The sequence below is a fragment of the Streptomyces sp. NPDC023838 genome (genome assembly GCF_040639555.1).
Taxonomy (GTDB): domain Bacteria; phylum Actinomycetota; class Actinomycetes; order Streptomycetales; family Streptomycetaceae; genus Streptomyces.
The window spans coordinates 46,181-63,258 of record NZ_JBFAAD010000014.1 but is presented as its reverse complement, the minus strand read 5'-3'; the positions used below and the strand labels follow the sequence as shown (position 1 = coordinate 63,258).

The window sequence follows — 17,078 nt, the reverse complement described above, 5'->3', positions numbered from 1 at the left end:
CCGGGCCTGAAGGGCTGCCGCCGAGGCGCGAATGCCTCCTCCCTGGGCCTGAAGGGCTGCCGCCCGGGCGCTCAGGCCTTCTCTGAGCCCACCGCGCATCCTCGGCCTCCTCACCGCTCCTCCCCCGCCACGGGCTGCCCTGCCGCCGGCTCCCCCACCGTGTCCTCCGCCAGCGCGGCCGCGTCCGCGCTCAGCGTCAGGGCCAGCGCGCGGGGCCCCGGGGTCGGGGCCTCTACCCGTACGCGCCACAGGTCGCCGTCCCGCCGGAGCGCCACCCGCGCCCCGCTCGGGGCCGCCGAGCGGGTTGCGGCAAGGACGGCACCCTCGGCCTCGGACCGCGCGGCCGCCCTGACCCCCGCCCGGGCCGCGTCCAGGCACTCGATCTGGGCGGCCGCCGCCATCAGCGCCCACAGCAGGGCGAGGGCGAACAACGCCAGCGCCGGTATCACCACGGCCGCCTCGGCCGTCACGAAGCCCCGGTCGATCCTGAGAGCTCCTCCCAAGGGCCGACGCCACCGGCCCCGGCCCAGCCTTCGGCCTCTCCCGGACCGAGGGCCTCTCCCGGACCGAGGGCCCCGCCCGGGGCGGGCGCCGCCCACCCCGGAACCGCCACCCTCAGAGCTGCACATCGAGCGCCCTCTCCACCAGCGACTGAAGCGCCGTGGAGACGGCCCCGCTCGTCACCACCTTGTAGAGCACCGCCGCGAAGCCGCACGCGGCGATCGTTCCGACCGCGTACTCGCTGGTCGTCATACCGGCGTCCCGGCGCACCCGTCGCGCGACGCACCGCATCCATGCCTTCATCCCAACCCCATGTGTGTGAGTCCAGTCCTGCTGTTGCACTGTCGAGTTCTTGCACTGCCGATTTCTTGCGCTGTTGCGCCGTTGCGCTGTTGCGCCGTTGCGCCGTTGCGCTGATTGAGTGAGCTGTGGAGGGCCCGCTCAAGTGAGCTGTTGAAGGCCCGCGTCGTCGGCCCACGCCTCAGCGCTTGAGCAGGCCGCCCGCCAGCCCGATCACCACCGGCGCCACCCCCGCCGCCAGGAACGCGGGCAGAAAGCAGAGCCCCAGCGGCCCAGTGATCAGTACGCCCGCCCGCCGGGCCCGGGCAGCCGTCGTCCGTGCCCGCTCGGCACGGCATCGCTCGGCCACGCGTCCGACCGGGCCCGCCGCGGGCGCGCCCGACGAGGCGGCTCGCTCCAGGCACCGGGCCAGCCCGGCCGCGCCCGGTATCGCCCCCAACCTCCCCCACGCCTCGACCGGATCGCCGCCCAGCCGCAACTCGGCGGCGATCTGGGCCAGCCGCCGCCCGACCGGTCCGTCCAGCGACTCCCCCACGGCCCCGGCCGCCTCGCGCGGACCCGCTCCGGCCGACAGACAGGCGGCCAGCAGATCGGCCGCGAGCGGCAGTTCCGGGTCCACCGCTCCGGCCCCGGGGCGCGCCGGTGGCTTCCGGCGGCGCCCCCAGCGCCGGATCCCGTACGCCGCTGCCAGCCCCGCCACGGCTCCTGCCATCCCGCCGATCAGTACGTACGCGGCGGCCAGCACCCCCAGCGGCCCGGCCCAGGCCCGGACGAGCGGCCCGCGCGCCGCGCCACCGCCCAGCAGCCGGGCGATCGGCAGCCACCTGGCCGGCGACCACCTGGCCGGTAGCCAGGCCTGCGCCCTATTGCGCCGCGCGGGCCCCGCCCAGGCCCCCGCTGCTGCATCCGCTGCATCCGCATCCGCTTCCGCTTCCAGAGCCGCCGCGAGCAGTTCCACGACCCGCCGCCGCACCGCCCTCTCCCGTCTGCGGCGTGCCACCTCCAGCCCCATCCACAGGAGGAGGGCCGCGATCGCCACCATCACCCCCAGCCTGTGGAAAACATCCCCGTGGAGAACGTCACCGTGGAGAACGTCACCACGGAGAACGCCCTCGTGGAGAACACCCCCGTGGAAAACATCTCGGAGCGCTTCTCCGCCCCCGCCCGCGCCCCCGGGCCCGAGACGCCCGCTCACCCCCGTTCCCCCGCCCGGGTGATCCGCGCCGTCCAGTACAGCCCCGCCGCCTCCAGAACCCCGGCCAGAGCCAGGCAGCCGAGCCCGGCGGGGGTGTGCAGCAGCACCCGCAGGGGGTCCGCTCCCATCGCCGTACCGAGCAGGAGGCCGAGGGCGGGCAGCAGGGCCAGCAGGGCAGCCGTCGTGCGCGGCCCGGTCAACTGGGCCCTCAGCTCCTCCCGTTGGTCCCGCTCGGCCCGCAGCGCGGCCTCCAGGCGCTCCAGGCCGGCCGCGAGGCCCGCGCCGCCGTCGACCGCCACCTGCCAGCACGCGGCCACCCCCGCGAGCCCTTCCGCGCCCGGCTCGCGGGCCGCCTCGCGCAGGGCCCCGGGCACATCGCCGCCGAACCGTGCCGCCGCCAGCACCAGTGGCTCGGCGCCGCCCAGCGCCTCCGTGTCCCGGGTGGCCAGCGCCAGCGCCTGGCCGGGCTGGCGTCCCGCCCGCAACTCCCCGGCGACCGCCCCGCACCAGGAGACGACCTCGTCGGCCCGGAGCCACTTCCCCCGCTCGCGCTCCCGGGCCCGCAGCCGCCGCCCCACCAGCGGCACCGCCACCGCCCCGGCGGCCAGCGGCAGCACCGAGCCCGCCAGCACCGCCACGACCACCGCGGCCGGCAGGCACAGCCACTCCACCCGCGCTTTGGCACGCAACCGCCCCCAGAGCCGTCCCCACGGCGGCTCCTCGGGCTCCACCGCGCCTCCCGCGACGATCAGCCGTGCCCTGCGCAGCCCCTGCTCCCGCCCCACCGAGAGCCAGGCCGCCGCGAAGGCGCACACCGCCGCCGCCGAGACCGGTGTGAACGGCCCGGGCGGGCCCGACGCCGTCCAGGCCGTCACCACGCACCCCCGAGCAGCACCCGCAGCCGTTCCCAGCCGCGTTCCTGGATGAAGCCGCCCATGCCCCAGCGCAGCGCCGGGACGGCCACCACCAGCCCCGCCGCGTCCCGCTCAAGGACCCGGACCTCGGCGACCCGGCGCCGCCCGGACCTGTCCCGCACGAGATGGAGCACCACCGAGAGCGCCGCCGCCAACTGGCTGTGCAGGGCCGCCCGGTCGAGCCCGGCCGCGGTGCCCAAAGCCTCCAGACGGGCGGGCACGTCCGCTGCCGTATTGGCGTGCACCGTGCCGCAGCCGCCCTCGTGGCCGGTGTTGAGCGCGGCCAGCAGGTCTGTCACCTCGGCGCCGCGCACCTCGCCCACGACCAGCCGGTCCGGCCGCATCCGCAGCGCCTGGCGCACCAGGTCCCGCAGGGTCACCAGGCCCGCGCCCTCCTGGTTGGCGGGTCGTGACTCCAGCCGCACCACATGGGGATGGTCGGGCCTCAACTCCGCCGAGTCCTCGGCCAGGACGATGCGTTCACGCTCTCCGACGAGGCCGAGGAGCGTCGACAGCAGGGTGGTCTTGCCGGTGCCCGTACCCCCGCTCACCAGGAACGAGGTCCGGGCCTCGATGAGCGCCCGCAGCACGCCGTCCCCGCCCGGCGGCACCGTCCCGGCGGCGACCAGTTCGTCCAGCGAGAAGGCCCTGGGCCGCACCACCCGCAGCGACAGACAGTCCGCCCCGACCGCGACCGGTGCCAGCACCGCGTGCATCCGGGTCCCGTCCGGCAACCGGGCGTCCACCCAGGGACGGGCGTCGTCGAGGCGCCGTCCGGCGACCGCCGCCAGCCGCTGGGCCAGTCGGCGCACCGCGGCCGTGTCGCTGAAGCGGACCCCGGTGAGTTCGAGCCCGGCGCCCCGGTCCACCCAGACCCGGTCCGGGGCCGACACCAGGACGTCCGTCACCGCGGGATCGGCGAGCAGCGGCTCCAGCGGGCCCGTGCCGACCAGCTCGGAGCGCAACTCCTCGGCACCGCCGAGGACTTCCGTGTCACCCAGCAGCCTCCCCTGGGCCCGCAGCGCCGCCGCGACCCGGGCCGGGGTCGGCTCGGCCCCGCTCTCCGCGAGCTGCCGGCGCACCGCGTCGAGCAGCGGCCTGGGCGACGCCCCCGCCGGGCCCGGCCCGCCCGGCGCGCCACCCGAAGGCACCCCCGCACCCGCACCCACGCTCATGCGCCCCGTATCCACACGCCCCGCACTCGGACGCCCCGTACGCACGCGGCCCGCGCTCACGCGACCCGTACTCATGCGACCGCACCCCCCATCAGCGCCTGCTCCCAGAAGGCCGTGCAGAAGCGGGAGAGGGGGCCGCGCTCGTCGCTGCCCGGCGGGGCACCCTTCTCCTGGGCCTCCAGCAGGCCGTACTCCACCGGGAGTTCACCTGCGAGCGGGAGCCCCAGGGCGGCCGCCACCCACTGCTCGTCGAGCCCCGCCGCATACGGACCCCGCACCACCGCGCGCAGGTCCCGCAGCACCATGCCGACGGAGGAGGCGACCCGGTTGGCCGCCGCGACCGCCCGCAGTTCGGCGGGTACGACCAGCAGGCCCAGGTCGAGCTGGGCCAGGGCCTCCGCCACCGCGTCGTCCACGCGCCTGGGCAGGTCGACGACCACGACGCCACCGCGTCTGCGCGCGGCAGCCAGGACCGCCCGCATCGCCTCCGCCGGGATCGCCACCGAGTCGCCCCGGTCCCAGCTGAGCACGCGCAGCGCGTGCAGATGCGGCAGTGACTCCTCCAGCGCGCCCCCGGCGACCCGGCCACGGGAGGCGGCGAAATCCGGCCACCGTCTGCCCTCGGCCTGCTCGCCCCCGAGGAGCACGTCGAGGCCGCCTCCCAGGGGGTCGCCGTCGATGAGCATGGTGCGCCGGCCGGCTCTGGCCGCGGTCACCGCCAGGGCGCAGGCCAGCGTCGAGGCGCCGGCTCCGCCCCGCCCGCCGACCACTCCGACGGTGAGCGCCTGGCGGCCCACGCCCTCCGCCGCGTCCGCGATCCGGTCGACCAGCCACTGCTCCGCGTCGGGCAGCCGCAGCACGTGGTCGGCGCCGATCTCCACCGCGCGCTGCCACACCCCGGGGTCGTCCTGGTCCCGCCCGACGAGCAGGACTCCGCGCCTTCGCGCGGCGCCGCGCACCCGGGCGGCCGCGTCGTCCCCGACCAGGATCAGCGGTGCGCTCTCCCAGCCGGAGCGGCGCTCGGGGACGGTGTGATGCACCTCGGGCTCGGCCCCGGCGGCGGCGCACAGCCGCAGCAGATCGTCGAGCAACGCCTCGTCCTCGGTGACGATCAGCGGGCCCGCACGCCGCCCCTGAGTGCCCTCGGACCGGTCGGAAGCCATGGATCCGTCCACGATCTCCGCCCCCTCTCACTGCGATTCCTCGCGTCCGCGGATCTCGCGAACTGGAATCACGGTGGAGCGGTTCCGGAAATCAAGTGGATCTTGGTCGAAAACTGTGGACAACTCGCCGGTTGTGAATATTCCGCTCACCTATACCGGTGACTTCCAGAGCGCACCGGAACCGTTACGCTCCGTGACGAGTTTGGACAGGCAGAGGGAGGAGCCGACGCGGCCCGAGGGAGGGGGAAGGATCGTGTGCGAGGCCCGAAAAAGCATCCGGACATGCGACGACCCCCGCCGGGGGGGAGAGCGGGGGTCGTCTCTCCGGCCGACTCGGGGGGGGAGGAGCCGGACCGGGTTAGCACGGTCGCGAACGATCCGTGACTTCCATGGTGTACCCGAGAGCCTTCTCAGGCAAACCCACACGCCCCAGCGTACGCCGAATGGTGGGCGCCTATGCTCGCCTTCGTGGAAAACCACTCCTTGCCGCGGACCGCCGCCTTCTTCGACTTGGACAAGACAGTCATTGCCAAGTCGTCGACTCTCACGTTCAGCAAGTCCTTCTATCAAGGGGGGCTCATCAACCGCCGGGCCGTGCTGCGTACGGCCTACGCACAGTTCGTGTTCCTCGCGGGCGGCGCTGACCACGATCAGATGGAGCGGATGCGCGAGTATCTGTCGGCGCTCTGCAAGGGCTGGAACGTCCAGCAGGTGAAGGAGATCGTCGCCGAGACGCTCCACGACCTGATCGATCCGATCATCTACGACGAGGCCGCCTCCCTCATCGAGGAGCACCACACCGCGGGCCGCGACGTCGTGATCGTCTCGACCTCGGGCGCCGAGGTGGTCGAGCCGATCGGCGAGCTGCTCGGGGCGGACCGCGTGGTGGCCACCCGAATGGTCGTGGGCCCCGACGGCTGCTTCACGGGCGACGTCGAGTACTACGCCTACGGCCCCACCAAGGCGGAGGCCGTCAAGGAGCTCGCCGCCTCCGAGGGCTACGACCTGGCCCGCTGCTACGCGTACAGCGACTCGGCGACGGACGTCCCGATGCTGGAGGCGGTGGGCCACCCCTTCGCGGTCAACCCGGATCGGGCACTCCGGCGCGAAGCGGCCATCCGAGATTGGCCGGTTCTCGTCTTCAACCGACCCGTTCGACTCAAGCAGCGGCTGCCCGCGCTCTCGATGCCGCCCCGACCGGCCCTGGTCGCGGCGGCCGCCGTGGGCGCCGCGGCGGCCACAGCGGGGCTGGTCTGGTACGCCACCCGGCGGCGCGCCGCGGCCGCGAGCTGACGCGAGGGGGCAGCGCCTTCCGGCGAGCCTCCGATCAGCACTGACCGTTTCCGCCGTGTTTGAACCTAAAAGTAAAGAAGTGCAGTCAGGGGTTCCGCTTCACCCCGGCCTGGAGTACAAATAAGGCAACGGCCCGCGAGACCTGGGACATCCGAGAGGATCACCTTCTACGCAACACGGCCCCACGGACCGAGCATGGACATCGAGCACCCACGCGACGTCGACCCGTCGATTACGGGCCAGCCGCACCAGGTGACGGGCAAAGTTCCAGACCTGATGGGCAACATTCGAGGACGCTTGGTAACACGGTGAACATGCCAGCGGCGGTACCGATCCGGTACCGCCGCAACCCTTTTCCGGCGCCCTGTTTCCTGGGCCGCGCGGCCTACGACATCGTCTACGCCGCTCCGCGCTGAAGCGCCTCACAGACGGCCGTCGACTCCCGTACACCGAGCTCGATCGAGCGCCCGCAGTGCGTGATCCAGGCCGCCACACCCTCCGGCGTCCCCGAGGCGTAGCCGTCCAGCGCCGCCGCGTACGCCGCGCGCCCCTGCTCCGCGTGGCCGACCTCGGCCGGGCAGATCGACTTCGGGTCCAGACCGCTGCCGATGAGCACGATGCGCTCGGCGGCCCGCGCGACCAGCCCGTTGTAGGAGCCGAACGGACGCAGGGCGAGCAGTTCGCCGTGTACCACCGCGGCCGTGACCAGCGCCGGGGCCGAGGACCCCGCGATGATCAGCTGCGAGAGCCCCTCCAGGCGGCCCGCCACCTCGTCCGCGTCCGGCAGCGGCAGCTCGATCAGCGGCTCGTCCACCGGCTCACCGTGCTGACGGGGCCGGCCGACCGTGTCGGCGGAGTCGGCGGCCGCGACCAGGTGCAGCCGGGCGAGCACCCGCAGCGGCGACTGCCGCCAGATGGAGAGCAGCTGGCCGGCCTCGGCGGTCAGCCGCAGGGCCGCGCCGACCGCGCGCGCCTCGGCCTCCGAGCCGAAGTCGGTGCGCCGCCGCACCTCTTCCAGCGCCCAGTCGGCGCCGGAGAGCGCGGCACTGCCGCGCGCCCCGCGCAGCGCCGCCTCCGAGGTGATCTCATTGCTGCGCCGCCGCATGACACGGTGCCCGTAGACCCGGTCGACGGCTTTGCGTACGGAGTCCACGGCGTCCGGGACACCCGGCAGCGAGCCCAGGGCGACAAGCGGATCGGCGGCCGACGAGGCGTTCGTACTCATAAGTAGCGAGGCTACGCGCCCCCGGCCCACACCCCACCTTCGAGTGGTCTTCTTCACTCGTCACCCCTACATGGTGCTGTCGCACGATTACCGTTGGTGAACATGAAGATCGCTTTCGTAGGGAAGGGCGGCAGCGGCAAGACCACGTTGTCCTCGCTCTTCATCCGCCACCTCACCGCCAACGAGGCCGCCGTGCTCGCGGTCGACGCCGACATCAACCAGCACCTGGGCGCCGCGCTCGGGCTCGACGAGGCGGAGGCCGCGCAGCTGCCCGCGCTGGGCGCACAGCTGCCGCTGATCAAGGAGTATCTGCGCGGCACCAACCCCCGTATCGCCTCCACCGAGACGATGATCAAGACCACGCCTCCGGGCCGCGGCTCACGGCTGCTGCGGATCCGCGAGTCGAATCCGGTGTACGAGGCGTGTGCGCGGCGGGTGGTGCTCGACGACGGGGACATCCGGCTGATGGCCACCGGCCCGTTCAACGAGTCCGATCTGGGCGTGGCCTGCTACCACTCGAAGGTCGGCGCGGTGGAGCTGTGCCTGAACCACCTGGTGGACGGGCCGGACGAGTACGTGGTCGTCGACATGACGGCCGGGTCGGACTCGTTCGCGTCCGGGATGTTCACGCGTTTCGACATGACCTTCCTGGTGGCCGAGCCGACCCGCAAGGGCGTGTCGGTGTACCGCCAGTACAAGGAGTACGCACGGGACTTCGGGGTCGCGCTGAAGGTCGTCGGCAACAAGGTGCAGAGCCAGGACGACCTGGACTTCCTGCGGGCCGAGGTGGGCGAGGACCTGCTGGTCACGGTCGGCCACTCCGACTGGGTGCGCGCGATGGAGAAGGGGCGCCCGCCGCGCTTCGAGCTCCTGGAGGCCGACAACCGGCTCGCCCTCCAGGCCCTGCAGAACGCGGCGGACGACTCGTACGAGGCGCGCGACTGGGAGCGGTACACGCGGCAGATGGTCCACTTCCATCTGAAGAACGCCGAGAGCTGGGGGAACGCGAAGACGGGGGCCGACCTGGCGGCCCAGGTCGACCCCGACTTCGTCCTGCGGGAGGAGCTGCGGGAGGAACTCGCGGTTCCGCAGCCGAGCTGACCTCGCGAGCGCGGCTCGCGGAGGGGGTCAGCGCGCGGCGGCCTGCTTGAGGCCGGGCTGCGGGAGCGGCTTGACCCGCTGGACCGGAGCGGCGGGCTGGGCGGCCAGGAAGGCCGTCCAGCCGCCCTTCGGCGCCTCTCCGACCTTCAGCTGACGGAATTTGTCGAGTGTCGACGGGTCCTGCGCGTCCAGCCAGTCGGCGAGCTGGCGGAACGACACGCAGTGCACGTCGCGCTTGACGCAGACCGTCTTGATCGTGTCCTCGACGGCCCGCATGTACGTGCCGCCGTTCCAGGACTCGAAGTGGTTGCCGATGATCAGCGGTGCCCTGTTGCCGTTGTACGAGCGGTCGAAGGCCTGGAGCAGGCCGTCGCGCATCTGGTTGCCCCAGTGCTCGTGCTGGTCGGCGTCGCCCGTCACCGCCCCCGACTGGTTCATGTAGAAGTTGTAGTCCATGGACAGCGTCTGGAAGCCGCGGCCCGGGACCGGCACCAGCTGCATGGACAGGTCCCAGATGCCGTTGCCGTTCTTCTTCGGCCACACCTGGTCGTTGACGCCGCTGGTGTCATAGCGCCAGCCGAGCTGGCCGGCCGCCTGCACGAAGTTCTTGCGGCCCTCCAGGCAGGGCGTGCGGCCGCCGATGAGCTCCTTGTCGTAGTCGAACGGAAGCGGTGCCTCCGCCGTGAGCCCGGAGTTGGACTTCCAGTTCTTCACGAACGACTTGGCCTGCGCGATCTCGCTCTTCCACTCGTCCACCGACCAGGTGCCGACGCCGCCGTCGTTCCCGCAGAAGTGGCCGTTGAAGTGGGTGCCGACCTCGTTGCCCTCCTGCCACGCACCGCGCAGCTGGGTGACCGTGTCCTTGATGCCCTTGAGGTCGTTGAACCCGATGTCGCTACTGCCCGGCGAATGCTTGGGCGCGGTGTACCGCTCGCGCTTCTCCTCCGGGAGCATGTACACACCGCTGAGGAAGTACGTCATCGTCGCGTTGTACTTCTTGCCGACCTCGCGGAAGTGGGAGAACAGCCGCTGGCTGTCCTCGCCCGCGCCGTCCCAGGAGAACACCACGAACTGCGGCGGCTGCTGACCGGGCGCCAGCTTGCGCGGCTTCAGCAGATGGGGCTGGAGCCCGGTGAACGCGGTGGAGCCGTCCCCGATCAGGCGCACGGCGCTCTTGGGGGCGGCGGCGCCGGCCGCTCCGGGGCCGGGCACGGCCGCCTTGGTCCCGTTGCCCACCGAACATCCGGCGGCGACCGCGACCAGCGCGGCGACGACGGCGCCAGTGGCGATCCTCTTCGTGGCGGCCATCATCCGCCCACCCTCTTCCTCGCAGATCAGCCGATCCGAAGATCGCTTGCACTGAATGTCATGAAATCGCCGCAAAAGTGACACGCAGCATGGGGGAAGGAGACGCGACAGGCCGCACGAAAAGCTGCTTATTCACCATTGAGAGTGAACCGTTGGCCTATTTGCCCTAAATGCGCAGCGCTGACCTTTACTCTGCATTACGATTCGTTTACCGAGAGTTGAGAATCCCGCCGCTGCACGCCGTGACCCACGGCCGCGACCCCCACATCCGCGACCGCGCTGCCCCGGAGGAGACGGGAAACATGTCTGCCTGCGCCCCCACTCGCACCCAGCCCCTCACTCACACCGACAGCCAGCACCCACACCCCCCGCCCTTCAGGAAGGGAGGCCGCCGCTTCCGGATCGCCGGAGCCGATCTGTCCGCATCCGTCACCGTCTTCCTGCTCGCCGTCCCGATGTCGCTCGGCCTCGCCGTCGCCATCGACGCCCCGCTGGAAGCCAGCCTCATCGCCGCCGGTGTCGGCGGCATCGTCGCCGGGCTGCTCGGCGGCTCACCGCTCCTTGTCAGTGGCCCCTCCGCCGGACTCACGGTGGTGTCGGCCGAGTTGATCCAGAGCTACGGCTGGCGCACCACCTGCGCCATCACCGTTCTCGCGGGTCTGCTCCAGATCGCACTCGGCTCACTGAAGACGGCGCGCTCCGCGCTCGCCGTGAGCCCCGCCATCGTGCACGGCACCCTCGCCGGCATCGGCGCCGCCATCGCGCTCGCCCAGCTCCACATCGTCCTGGGCGGCTCCCCACAGAGCTCGGCCGTCGACAACGCCCAAGCTCTCCCAGGCCAGTTGGCCAAGGTCGGCCCTGCCGCACCCCTCATCGGGGCGCTCACCATCGCCGTGCTGATGACGTGGCCCCGCCTTCCGGGGCGCTTCGGGCAGGCCCTGCGCCGTATCCCCGCCGCGCTCGCCTGCGTGGTGATCGCCACCGGGGCGGCGGCCGTCGCCGCGCCCGGCATCGCCCGGGTCGACCTGCCCTCCTGGGACGCCCATGTGCTGCCCGAGCTGCCGCATGGGCCGGTGGCCGGGCTGGCCTCCGCCGTGCTCACGGTGACGCTGGTGGCCAGCCTGGAGTCGCTGCTCTCCGCCGTCGCCGTGGACAAGCTGGCCGCCGAGCGCCCCAGCGGCGCCGCACCCGCCCGGGCCGACCTCGACCGGGAGTTGCGCGGACAGGGCATCGCCAACGCCCTCTCCGGGCTGCTCGGCGGAATGCCCGTCTCCGGGGGCGCGGTGCGTGGCAGCGCCAACGTGAGAGCGGGGGCGACCAGCCGCGCCTCCACCGTGCTGCATGGGGCGTGGGTGCTGCTCGCCGCCGGTCTCCTGGTGGCCGTCCTGGAGTGGATCCCGCTGGCGGCGCTGGCCGCGCTGGTGATGATGGTCGGCATCCAGATGGTGTCCTTCGCCCACATCCGCAACGTCCACAAGCACCGCGAGTTCATGGTGTACGTGGCGACGGTGGCCGGGGTGCTCCTGTTCGGGGTGCTCCAGGGCGTGGTCATCGGGATCGGCGTGGCCGTCGCGGTCGCGCTGCGCCGGGTCGCGCGGACCCGGATCACGGTGCACCGCCAGGACGACCTGTCGTATCTGGTGAGCGCACGCGGGCAGTTGACGTTCCTGGCCGTGCCCCGGCTGACCCGGTCGCTCAACCAGGTGCCCCAAGGGGCGAGCGCCGTCGTGGAACTGGACGGCTCGTTCATGGACCACGCCGCGTACGAGGCACTGCACGGCTGGCAGGCCGCGCACACCGCGCGCGGTGGCGAGGTGCGGATGACCGGCCGCTCCGGCGCGCGGATCACCGAGCCCGCCTCCGGCTCGCAGAACTGCTGCCGGCCCTGGACCCCCTGGCGCAACCACCACTGCCACGACAAGGCGTCGGCGCCCCGGCGACACGGGCATCAACTGGCCAGCGGGCTCAGCTCGTTCCAGCGCAACACCGCGCCGCTGGTGCGGGACGAGCTGGCGCGGCTGGCGCGCGAGGGACAGCAGCCCTCCCAGCTCTTCCTCACCTGCGCGGACTCCCGGCTGGTCACCAGCATGATCACGTCGAGCGGCCCGGGCGATCTGTTCACCGTGCGCAACGTCGGCAATCTGGTGCCCCCGCCCGGCGCGGAGTGCGGCGACGACTCGGTGGCGGCGGCGATCGAGTACGCGGTCGAGGTGCTGCGGGTCGAGTCCATCACCGTCTGCGGGCACTCCGGCTGCGGGGCGATGCAGGCGCTGCTGAACAGCAAGCCGGACGCCCCGCAGACGCCCCTGCGGCGGTGGCTGCGGCACGGGCTGCCCAGCCTGGAGCGGATGGCGAGCCGCAAGCACGCCTGGGCGCGGATCGCCGGGCGGCTGCCCGCCGACGCCGTCGAGCAGCTCTGTCTCACCAATGTGGTGCAGCAGCTGGACCATCTGCGCCGCCATGAGTCGGTGGCGCGGCGGCTGGCCGAGGGCACGCTGACGCTGCACGGGATGTACTTCCATGTGGGCGAGGCGCAGGCGTACTTGCTGGCCTCCGACGACTGCGAGGAGGTGTTCGAGGGGGTGGGGCCGACGGCCCTTGAGGCGTCCTGCACCTGAGGTGGTGCTGCGACACCTCAGGTGCTCCGGCGCCTGACGTGGCGCCGGGGCGCGGGGCGCCGAGGGAGTGGGGCGCCGGGGGCAGGGGCGCCAGGGGCATAGGGCGCCGTGCCTCCTACGTATGCCTGAACCCAGGGCGGACCTGGTCCGTGAGAACGTCTGATGACACGCCGACGCCCCGGACCCCTTACAGGTCTAAACCAATTTTCGGGAGACTCTTGTCACCCGGCGATTGGCCTGATGAGCTATGGCCCGGGACACATAGGCACATAGGACGCCCTGGGAAAGGGAGATGTCGTGAGCAACGAAAGCCTGGCCAACCTCTTGAAGGAGGAGCGCCGGTTCGCTCCTCCTGCCGAGCTGGCTGCCAACGCCAACGTGACGGCGGAGGCGTACGAGCAGGCCAGGGCTGACAGGCTGGGCTTCTGGGCCGAGCAGGCCCGGCGCCTCACCTGGGCCACCGAACCGACCGAGACGCTCGACTGGTCGAACCCGCCGTTCGCGAAGTGGTTCGCCGACGGGCAGCTCAACGTCGCGTACAACTGCGTGGACCGGCACGTCGAGGCCGGGAACGGTGACCGGGTCGCCATTCACTTCGAGGGCGAGCCCGGCGACAGCCGCTCCCTCACCTACGCCGAGCTGAAGGACGAGGTCTCACGGGCCGCCAACGCCCTTACGGAGCTGGGCGTCCGGGCCGGCGACCGGGTCGCGGTGTACATGCCGATGATCCCCGAGGCGGCCGTCGCGATGCTCGCCTGCGCGCGGATCGGCGCGGCGCACTCGGTGGTGTTCGGCGGGTTCTCGGCCGACGCCGTCGCCTCCCGTATCCAGGACGCCGACGCGAAGCTGGTCATCACGGCGGACGGCGGGTACCGGCGCGGCAAGCCGTCCGCGCTCAAGCCCGCGATCGACGATGCCGTGGCGAGGTGCCCGCAGGTCGAGCACGTCCTGGTGGTACGGCGTACGGGCCAGGAGACCGCCTTCACCGAGGGCCGGGACGTCTGGTGGGACGACATCGTCGGCCGCCAGTCGGCCGAGCACACCCCGCAGGCGTTCGACGCCGAGCACCCGCTGTTCATCCTGTACACGTCGGGCACCACGGGGAAGCCGAAGGGCATCCTGCACACGTCCGGCGGCTATCTGACGCAGGCCGCGTACACCCACCACGCGGTCTTCGACCTCAAGCCCGAGACCGATGTGTACTGGTGCACCGCCGACATCGGCTGGGTGACCGGCCACTCGTACATCGTGTACGGGCCGCTGGCCAACGGCGCGACGCAGGTCATGTACGAGGGCACGCCGGACACCCCGCACCAGGGGCGGTTCTGGGAGATCGTCCAGAAGTACGGCGTGACGATCCTCTACACGGCGCCGACGGCGATCCGTACGTTCATGAAGTGGGGCGACGACATCCCCGCGAAGTTCGACCTGTCGTCGCTGCGGGTGCTCGGGTCGGTGGGCGAGCCCATCAACCCCGAGGCGTGGATCTGGTACCGCAAGCACATCGGGGCCGACAAGTGCCCGATCGTCGACACGTGGTGGCAGACGGAGACCGGCGCGATGATGATCTCGCCGCTGCCGGGAGTGACCGAGACGAAGCCGGGCTCCGCACAGGCGGCGCTGCCGGGCATCGCGGCGACCGTCGTGGACGACGAGGCGCACGAGGTGCCGAACGGGGGTGGCGGGTATCTGGTGCTCACCGAGCCGTGGCCGTCGATGCTGCGCACGATCTGGGGCGACGACCAGCGGTTCATCGACACGTACTGGTCGCGGTTCGAAGGCAAGTACTTCGCCGGGGACGGGGCGAAGAAGGACGATGACGGGGACATCTGGCTGCTCGGCCGCGTCGATGACGTGATGCTCGTGTCCGGGCACAACATCTCGACGACCGAGGTCGAGTCGGCGCTCGTCTCGCACCCGTCGGTCGCCGAGGCGGCGGTGGTCGGCGCGGCCGACGAGACGACCGGGCAGGCGATCGTCGCGTTCGTGATCCTGCGGGGGTCGGCGGCGGAGACGGACGGGCTGGTGGAGGAGCTGCGGGCGCACGTGGGCGCCACGCTGGGGCCGATCGCCAAGCCGAAGCGGATTCTGCCGGTGGCGGAGCTGCCGAAGACCCGGTCGGGGAAGATCATGCGGCGGTTGCTGCGGGATGTCGCGGAGAACCGGGAGCTGGGGGATGTCACGACGCTGACGGATTCGTCGGTGATGGATCTGATTCAGACGAAGCTGCCGGGCGCTTCCAGCGAGGACTGAGCGGGGGGTGGGGGTGCGGGGGTCCGGGCTGCGCTGCGTGTGTGGCTGGGCCTCCGGATTTTCCCCCACCCCGCCCCTTCCCTGAACCCTCCGGGGGCGGGGGTGGGTTGAGGTGGGGGGAGGCTACCCCGGGAGCTCCGCCCCCGGCCCCCCGAGCGGGGCTGCACCCCTGCGCCCCATCGCGGGGCCTGCGGCCCCTGCACCCCGCTTTTGGGCTCCGCCCCCGCCCCTCGGCTGCCGGCCGGTGGGGGCTAGTCGCGCAGTTCCCCGCGCCCCTCGTATGGGCCTGCGGCCCCGCCTCCGCGCTCCGCCCCGCCCCTCGTCTGCCGGCCGCTGGGGCCCGCCCGCAGACGGGCACCGGGCCCCGGGGCCCCGGGCCGCCCCCCCATGCCCCCCGCCCCACTTGCGCATAAAGTGACGATCAACCGGAATCATCCCACCGCGCCCGGGTAAAGACTTAGGTAAAGTAAGGATCGCGTCCTCACGTCAAGGGCGCGCGACGCGCGCCACGCGTGCGACACGTAGGACCCAGGTGCGCCGGGAAGTCTGGTCGGCAACGTGCTTTGTCATGCCCGTCGAACCGACCGGAGGTCGTCCCCTGTGGCCGCGCCCGTAACCCGTAAGGACAGCAGCGACGAGAGCAGCAGCCGGAAGTTTCTCGGGCGGCTCTCGTTGCCCGAGCGGAACTTCGTCGCGGATGCGCTGCGGGCCGAGACCGTCGGCGGTGTGCTGCTGCTCGTGGCCGCGATCGCGGCGCTGATCTGGGCCAACACCCTCGGTGGCAGTTACGCCGAGGTGCGCGGGTTCCACGTCGGCATCGGGGCGCTCGGGCTCGATCTCTCGTTGCAGCACTGGGCCGCCGACGGCCTCCTCGCGATCTTCTTCTTCGTCGCCGGAATCGAGCTCAAGCGCGAGCTGGTCGCCGGTGAGCTGCGCGATCCCAAGGCCGCCGCGCTGCCGGTGATCGCCGCGATCTGCGGAATGGCCGTGCCGGCGCTCGTATACACGCTGGTCAACACCGTCGGCGGCGGCGCGATGGACGGGTGGGCCGTGCCGACGGCCACCGACATCGCCTTCGCGCTCGCCGTGCTCGCGGTCATCGGGACCTCGCTGCCGTCCGCCCTGCGCGCGTTCCTGCTGACGCTCGCCGTGGTCGACGATCTTTTCGCCATTCTCATCATCGCCGTCTTCTTCACCCAAGAGATCGACTTCGCCGCCCTTGCCGGCTCCGTCGTCGGCCTCGCCGTCTTCTGGGTGCTGCTGCGCAAGGGCGTGCGCGGTTGGTACGTGTACGTACCGCTGGCGCTGGTCATCTGGGGGCTGATGTACAACAGCGGCGTCCACTCCACCGTCGCGGGCGTCGCCATGGGCCTGATGCTGCGCTGCACCCGCCGCGACGGCGAGGAGCACTCCCCCGGCGAGCACATCGAGCACCTGGTGCGGCCGCTCTCCGCCGGGCTCGCCGTGCCGCTCTTCGCCCTGATGTCGGCGGGCGTGGGCGTCAGCGGCGGGGCGCTCGCCGATGTGTTCACGCGGCCGGAGACACTCGGCGTGGTGCTCGGTCTCGTGGTCGGCAAGGCGGTCGGGATCTTCGGCGGCACCTGGTGCGCCGCCCGGTTCACCAGGGCGGAGCTCAATGACGACCTGGCCTGGCCGGACGTCTTCGCCGTCGCCGCGCTCGCCGGGATCGGCTTCACCGTCTCGCTGCTCATCGGGGAGCTGGCCTTCGACGGCGAGGGCGCGCTGACGGACGAGATCAAGGCCGCCGTGCTGATGGGCTCGCTGATCGCGGCCGTCTTCGCGACCGTCCTGCTCAAACTGCGGGTACGCCGGTACCAGGCGCTCGTCGAGGAGGAGGAGCGCGACGAGGACCGCGACGGCATCCCTGACGTGTACGAACAGCACAATCCGGCCTACCACTTGCGGATGGCCACCATCTACGAGGAGAAGGCCGCCGAGCACCGCCGCCTCGCACAACTGGCGGGGGCGGGGAGCGACGAGGCCGACCGTCCGGCATGATCTGACATCTGGG

13 protein-coding genes are annotated in these 17,078 nt (G+C 72.3%); 5 read left to right on the top strand and 8 right to left on the bottom strand.

Features of this window, described 5'->3' with window-relative positions:
* Nucleotides 1–110: 110 nt before the first annotated feature.
* The 6 genes from AB0G17_RS19020 to ssd form a co-directional block, all read right to left on the bottom strand.
* Entirely contained in the window at nucleotides 111–503 is a 393-nt protein-coding gene (locus AB0G17_RS19020) for a TadE family type IV pilus minor pilin (RefSeq protein ID WP_361383530.1), read from the bottom strand.
* A 112-nt stretch (nucleotides 504–615) separates the two neighbouring features.
* Nucleotides 616–804, bottom strand: a complete 189-nt coding sequence (locus AB0G17_RS19015; RefSeq protein WP_361383527.1) for a DUF4244 domain-containing protein — start codon at nucleotides 802–804, stop codon at nucleotides 616–618.
* 178 nt (nucleotides 805–982) lie between these two features.
* Nucleotides 983–1,843 carry a type II secretion system F family protein gene (locus AB0G17_RS19010; RefSeq protein WP_361383524.1) on the bottom strand — a complete coding sequence of 287 codons (861 nt, stop codon included), beginning with the start codon at nucleotides 1,841–1,843 and terminating at the stop codon, nucleotides 983–985.
* Between the two features lie 149 nt (nucleotides 1,844–1,992).
* Complete coding sequence (locus AB0G17_RS19005) at nucleotides 1,993–2,871, bottom strand: type II secretion system F family protein (RefSeq protein ID WP_361383521.1); 879 nt, start codon at nucleotides 2,869–2,871, stop codon at nucleotides 1,993–1,995.
* The gene (locus AB0G17_RS19000) at nucleotides 2,868–4,085 is read right to left on the bottom strand and encodes a TadA family conjugal transfer-associated ATPase (RefSeq protein WP_361383518.1); all 1,218 of its coding nucleotides are present in this window, start codon (nucleotides 4,083–4,085) and stop codon (nucleotides 2,868–2,870) included. The genes AB0G17_RS19005 and AB0G17_RS19000 overlap by 4 nt, the downstream gene beginning before the upstream one ends.
* A gap of 71 nt (nucleotides 4,086–4,156) precedes the next feature.
* A complete protein-coding gene (ssd, locus tag AB0G17_RS18995; RefSeq protein WP_361383515.1) occupies nucleotides 4,157–5,248 on the bottom strand; it encodes a septum site-determining protein Ssd in 1,092 nt (363 codons plus the stop codon).
* 456 nt (nucleotides 5,249–5,704) lie between these two features.
* Between ssd and AB0G17_RS18990 the strand changes: the two genes are divergently transcribed.
* Nucleotides 5,705–6,541, top strand: a complete 837-nt coding sequence (locus tag AB0G17_RS18990; RefSeq protein ID WP_361383512.1) for an HAD-IB family hydrolase — start codon at nucleotides 5,705–5,707, stop codon at nucleotides 6,539–6,541.
* A gap of 397 nt (nucleotides 6,542–6,938) precedes the next feature.
* On the opposite strand, the gene AB0G17_RS18985 is transcribed toward AB0G17_RS18990, so the two are convergent.
* Nucleotides 6,939–7,766: an oxidoreductase gene (locus AB0G17_RS18985; RefSeq protein ID WP_361383509.1), complete on the bottom strand. Its 828-nt coding sequence runs from the start codon at nucleotides 7,764–7,766 to the stop codon at nucleotides 6,939–6,941.
* Nucleotides 7,767–7,868: 102 nt separating this feature from the next.
* Between AB0G17_RS18985 and AB0G17_RS18980 the strand changes: the two genes are divergently transcribed.
* A complete protein-coding gene (locus AB0G17_RS18980) occupies nucleotides 7,869–8,867 on the top strand; it encodes an ATP-binding protein (RefSeq protein WP_361383506.1) in 999 nt (332 codons plus the stop codon).
* A 27-nt stretch (nucleotides 8,868–8,894) separates the two neighbouring features.
* Here the strand turns inward: AB0G17_RS18980 and AB0G17_RS18975 are convergent, their stop codons facing one another.
* On the bottom strand, nucleotides 8,895–10,178 hold the full coding sequence (locus AB0G17_RS18975) for a hypothetical protein (RefSeq protein WP_361383503.1): 1,284 nt from the start codon (nucleotides 10,176–10,178) through the stop codon (nucleotides 8,895–8,897).
* A 299-nt stretch (nucleotides 10,179–10,477) separates the two neighbouring features.
* Between AB0G17_RS18975 and AB0G17_RS18970 the strand changes: the two genes are divergently transcribed.
* The 3 genes from AB0G17_RS18970 (at nucleotide 10,478) to nhaA (ending at nucleotide 17,065) form a co-directional block, all read left to right on the top strand.
* On the top strand, nucleotides 10,478–12,793 hold the full coding sequence (locus tag AB0G17_RS18970; protein WP_361383500.1) for a SulP family inorganic anion transporter: 2,316 nt from the start codon (nucleotides 10,478–10,480) through the stop codon (nucleotides 12,791–12,793).
* Nucleotides 12,794–13,090: 297 nt separating this feature from the next.
* Entirely contained in the window at nucleotides 13,091–15,046 is a 1,956-nt protein-coding gene (acs, locus tag AB0G17_RS18965; RefSeq protein WP_361383498.1) for an acetate--CoA ligase, read from the top strand.
* A 600-nt stretch (nucleotides 15,047–15,646) separates the two neighbouring features.
* Complete coding sequence (gene nhaA / locus AB0G17_RS18960; protein ID WP_361383495.1) at nucleotides 15,647–17,065, top strand: Na+/H+ antiporter NhaA; 1,419 nt, start codon at nucleotides 15,647–15,649, stop codon at nucleotides 17,063–17,065.
* The last annotated feature ends 13 nt before the right edge of the window (nucleotides 17,066–17,078 follow it).

Excerpts from the sequence above, each read along its gene's own strand:
- AB0G17_RS18990 (WP_361383512.1), top strand. The coding sequence starts at position 5,705 with ATGCTCGCCTTCGTGGAAAACCACTCCTTGCCGCGGACCGCCGCCTTC.
- AB0G17_RS18980 (WP_361383506.1), top strand. The coding sequence starts at position 7,869 with ATGAAGATCGCTTTCGTAGGGAAGGGCGGCAGCGGCAAGACCACGTTG.
- AB0G17_RS19000 (WP_361383518.1), bottom strand. The coding sequence starts at position 4,085 with ATGAGCGTGGGTGCGGGTGCGGGGGTGCCTTCGGGTGGCGCGCCGGGC.
- AB0G17_RS19015 (WP_361383527.1), bottom strand. The coding sequence starts at position 804 with ATGAAGGCATGGATGCGGTGCGTCGCGCGACGGGTGCGCCGGGACGCC.
- AB0G17_RS18985 (WP_361383509.1), bottom strand. The coding sequence starts at position 7,766 with ATGAGTACGAACGCCTCGTCGGCCGCCGATCCGCTTGTCGCCCTGGGC.
- AB0G17_RS19010 (WP_361383524.1), bottom strand. The coding sequence starts at position 1,843 with ATGGTGGCGATCGCGGCCCTCCTCCTGTGGATGGGGCTGGAGGTGGCA.
- AB0G17_RS18970 (WP_361383500.1), top strand. The coding sequence starts at position 10,478 with ATGTCTGCCTGCGCCCCCACTCGCACCCAGCCCCTCACTCACACCGAC.
- ssd (WP_361383515.1), bottom strand. The coding sequence starts at position 5,248 with ATGGCTTCCGACCGGTCCGAGGGCACTCAGGGGCGGCGTGCGGGCCCG.
- AB0G17_RS18975 (WP_361383503.1), bottom strand. The coding sequence starts at position 10,178 with ATGATGGCCGCCACGAAGAGGATCGCCACTGGCGCCGTCGTCGCCGCG.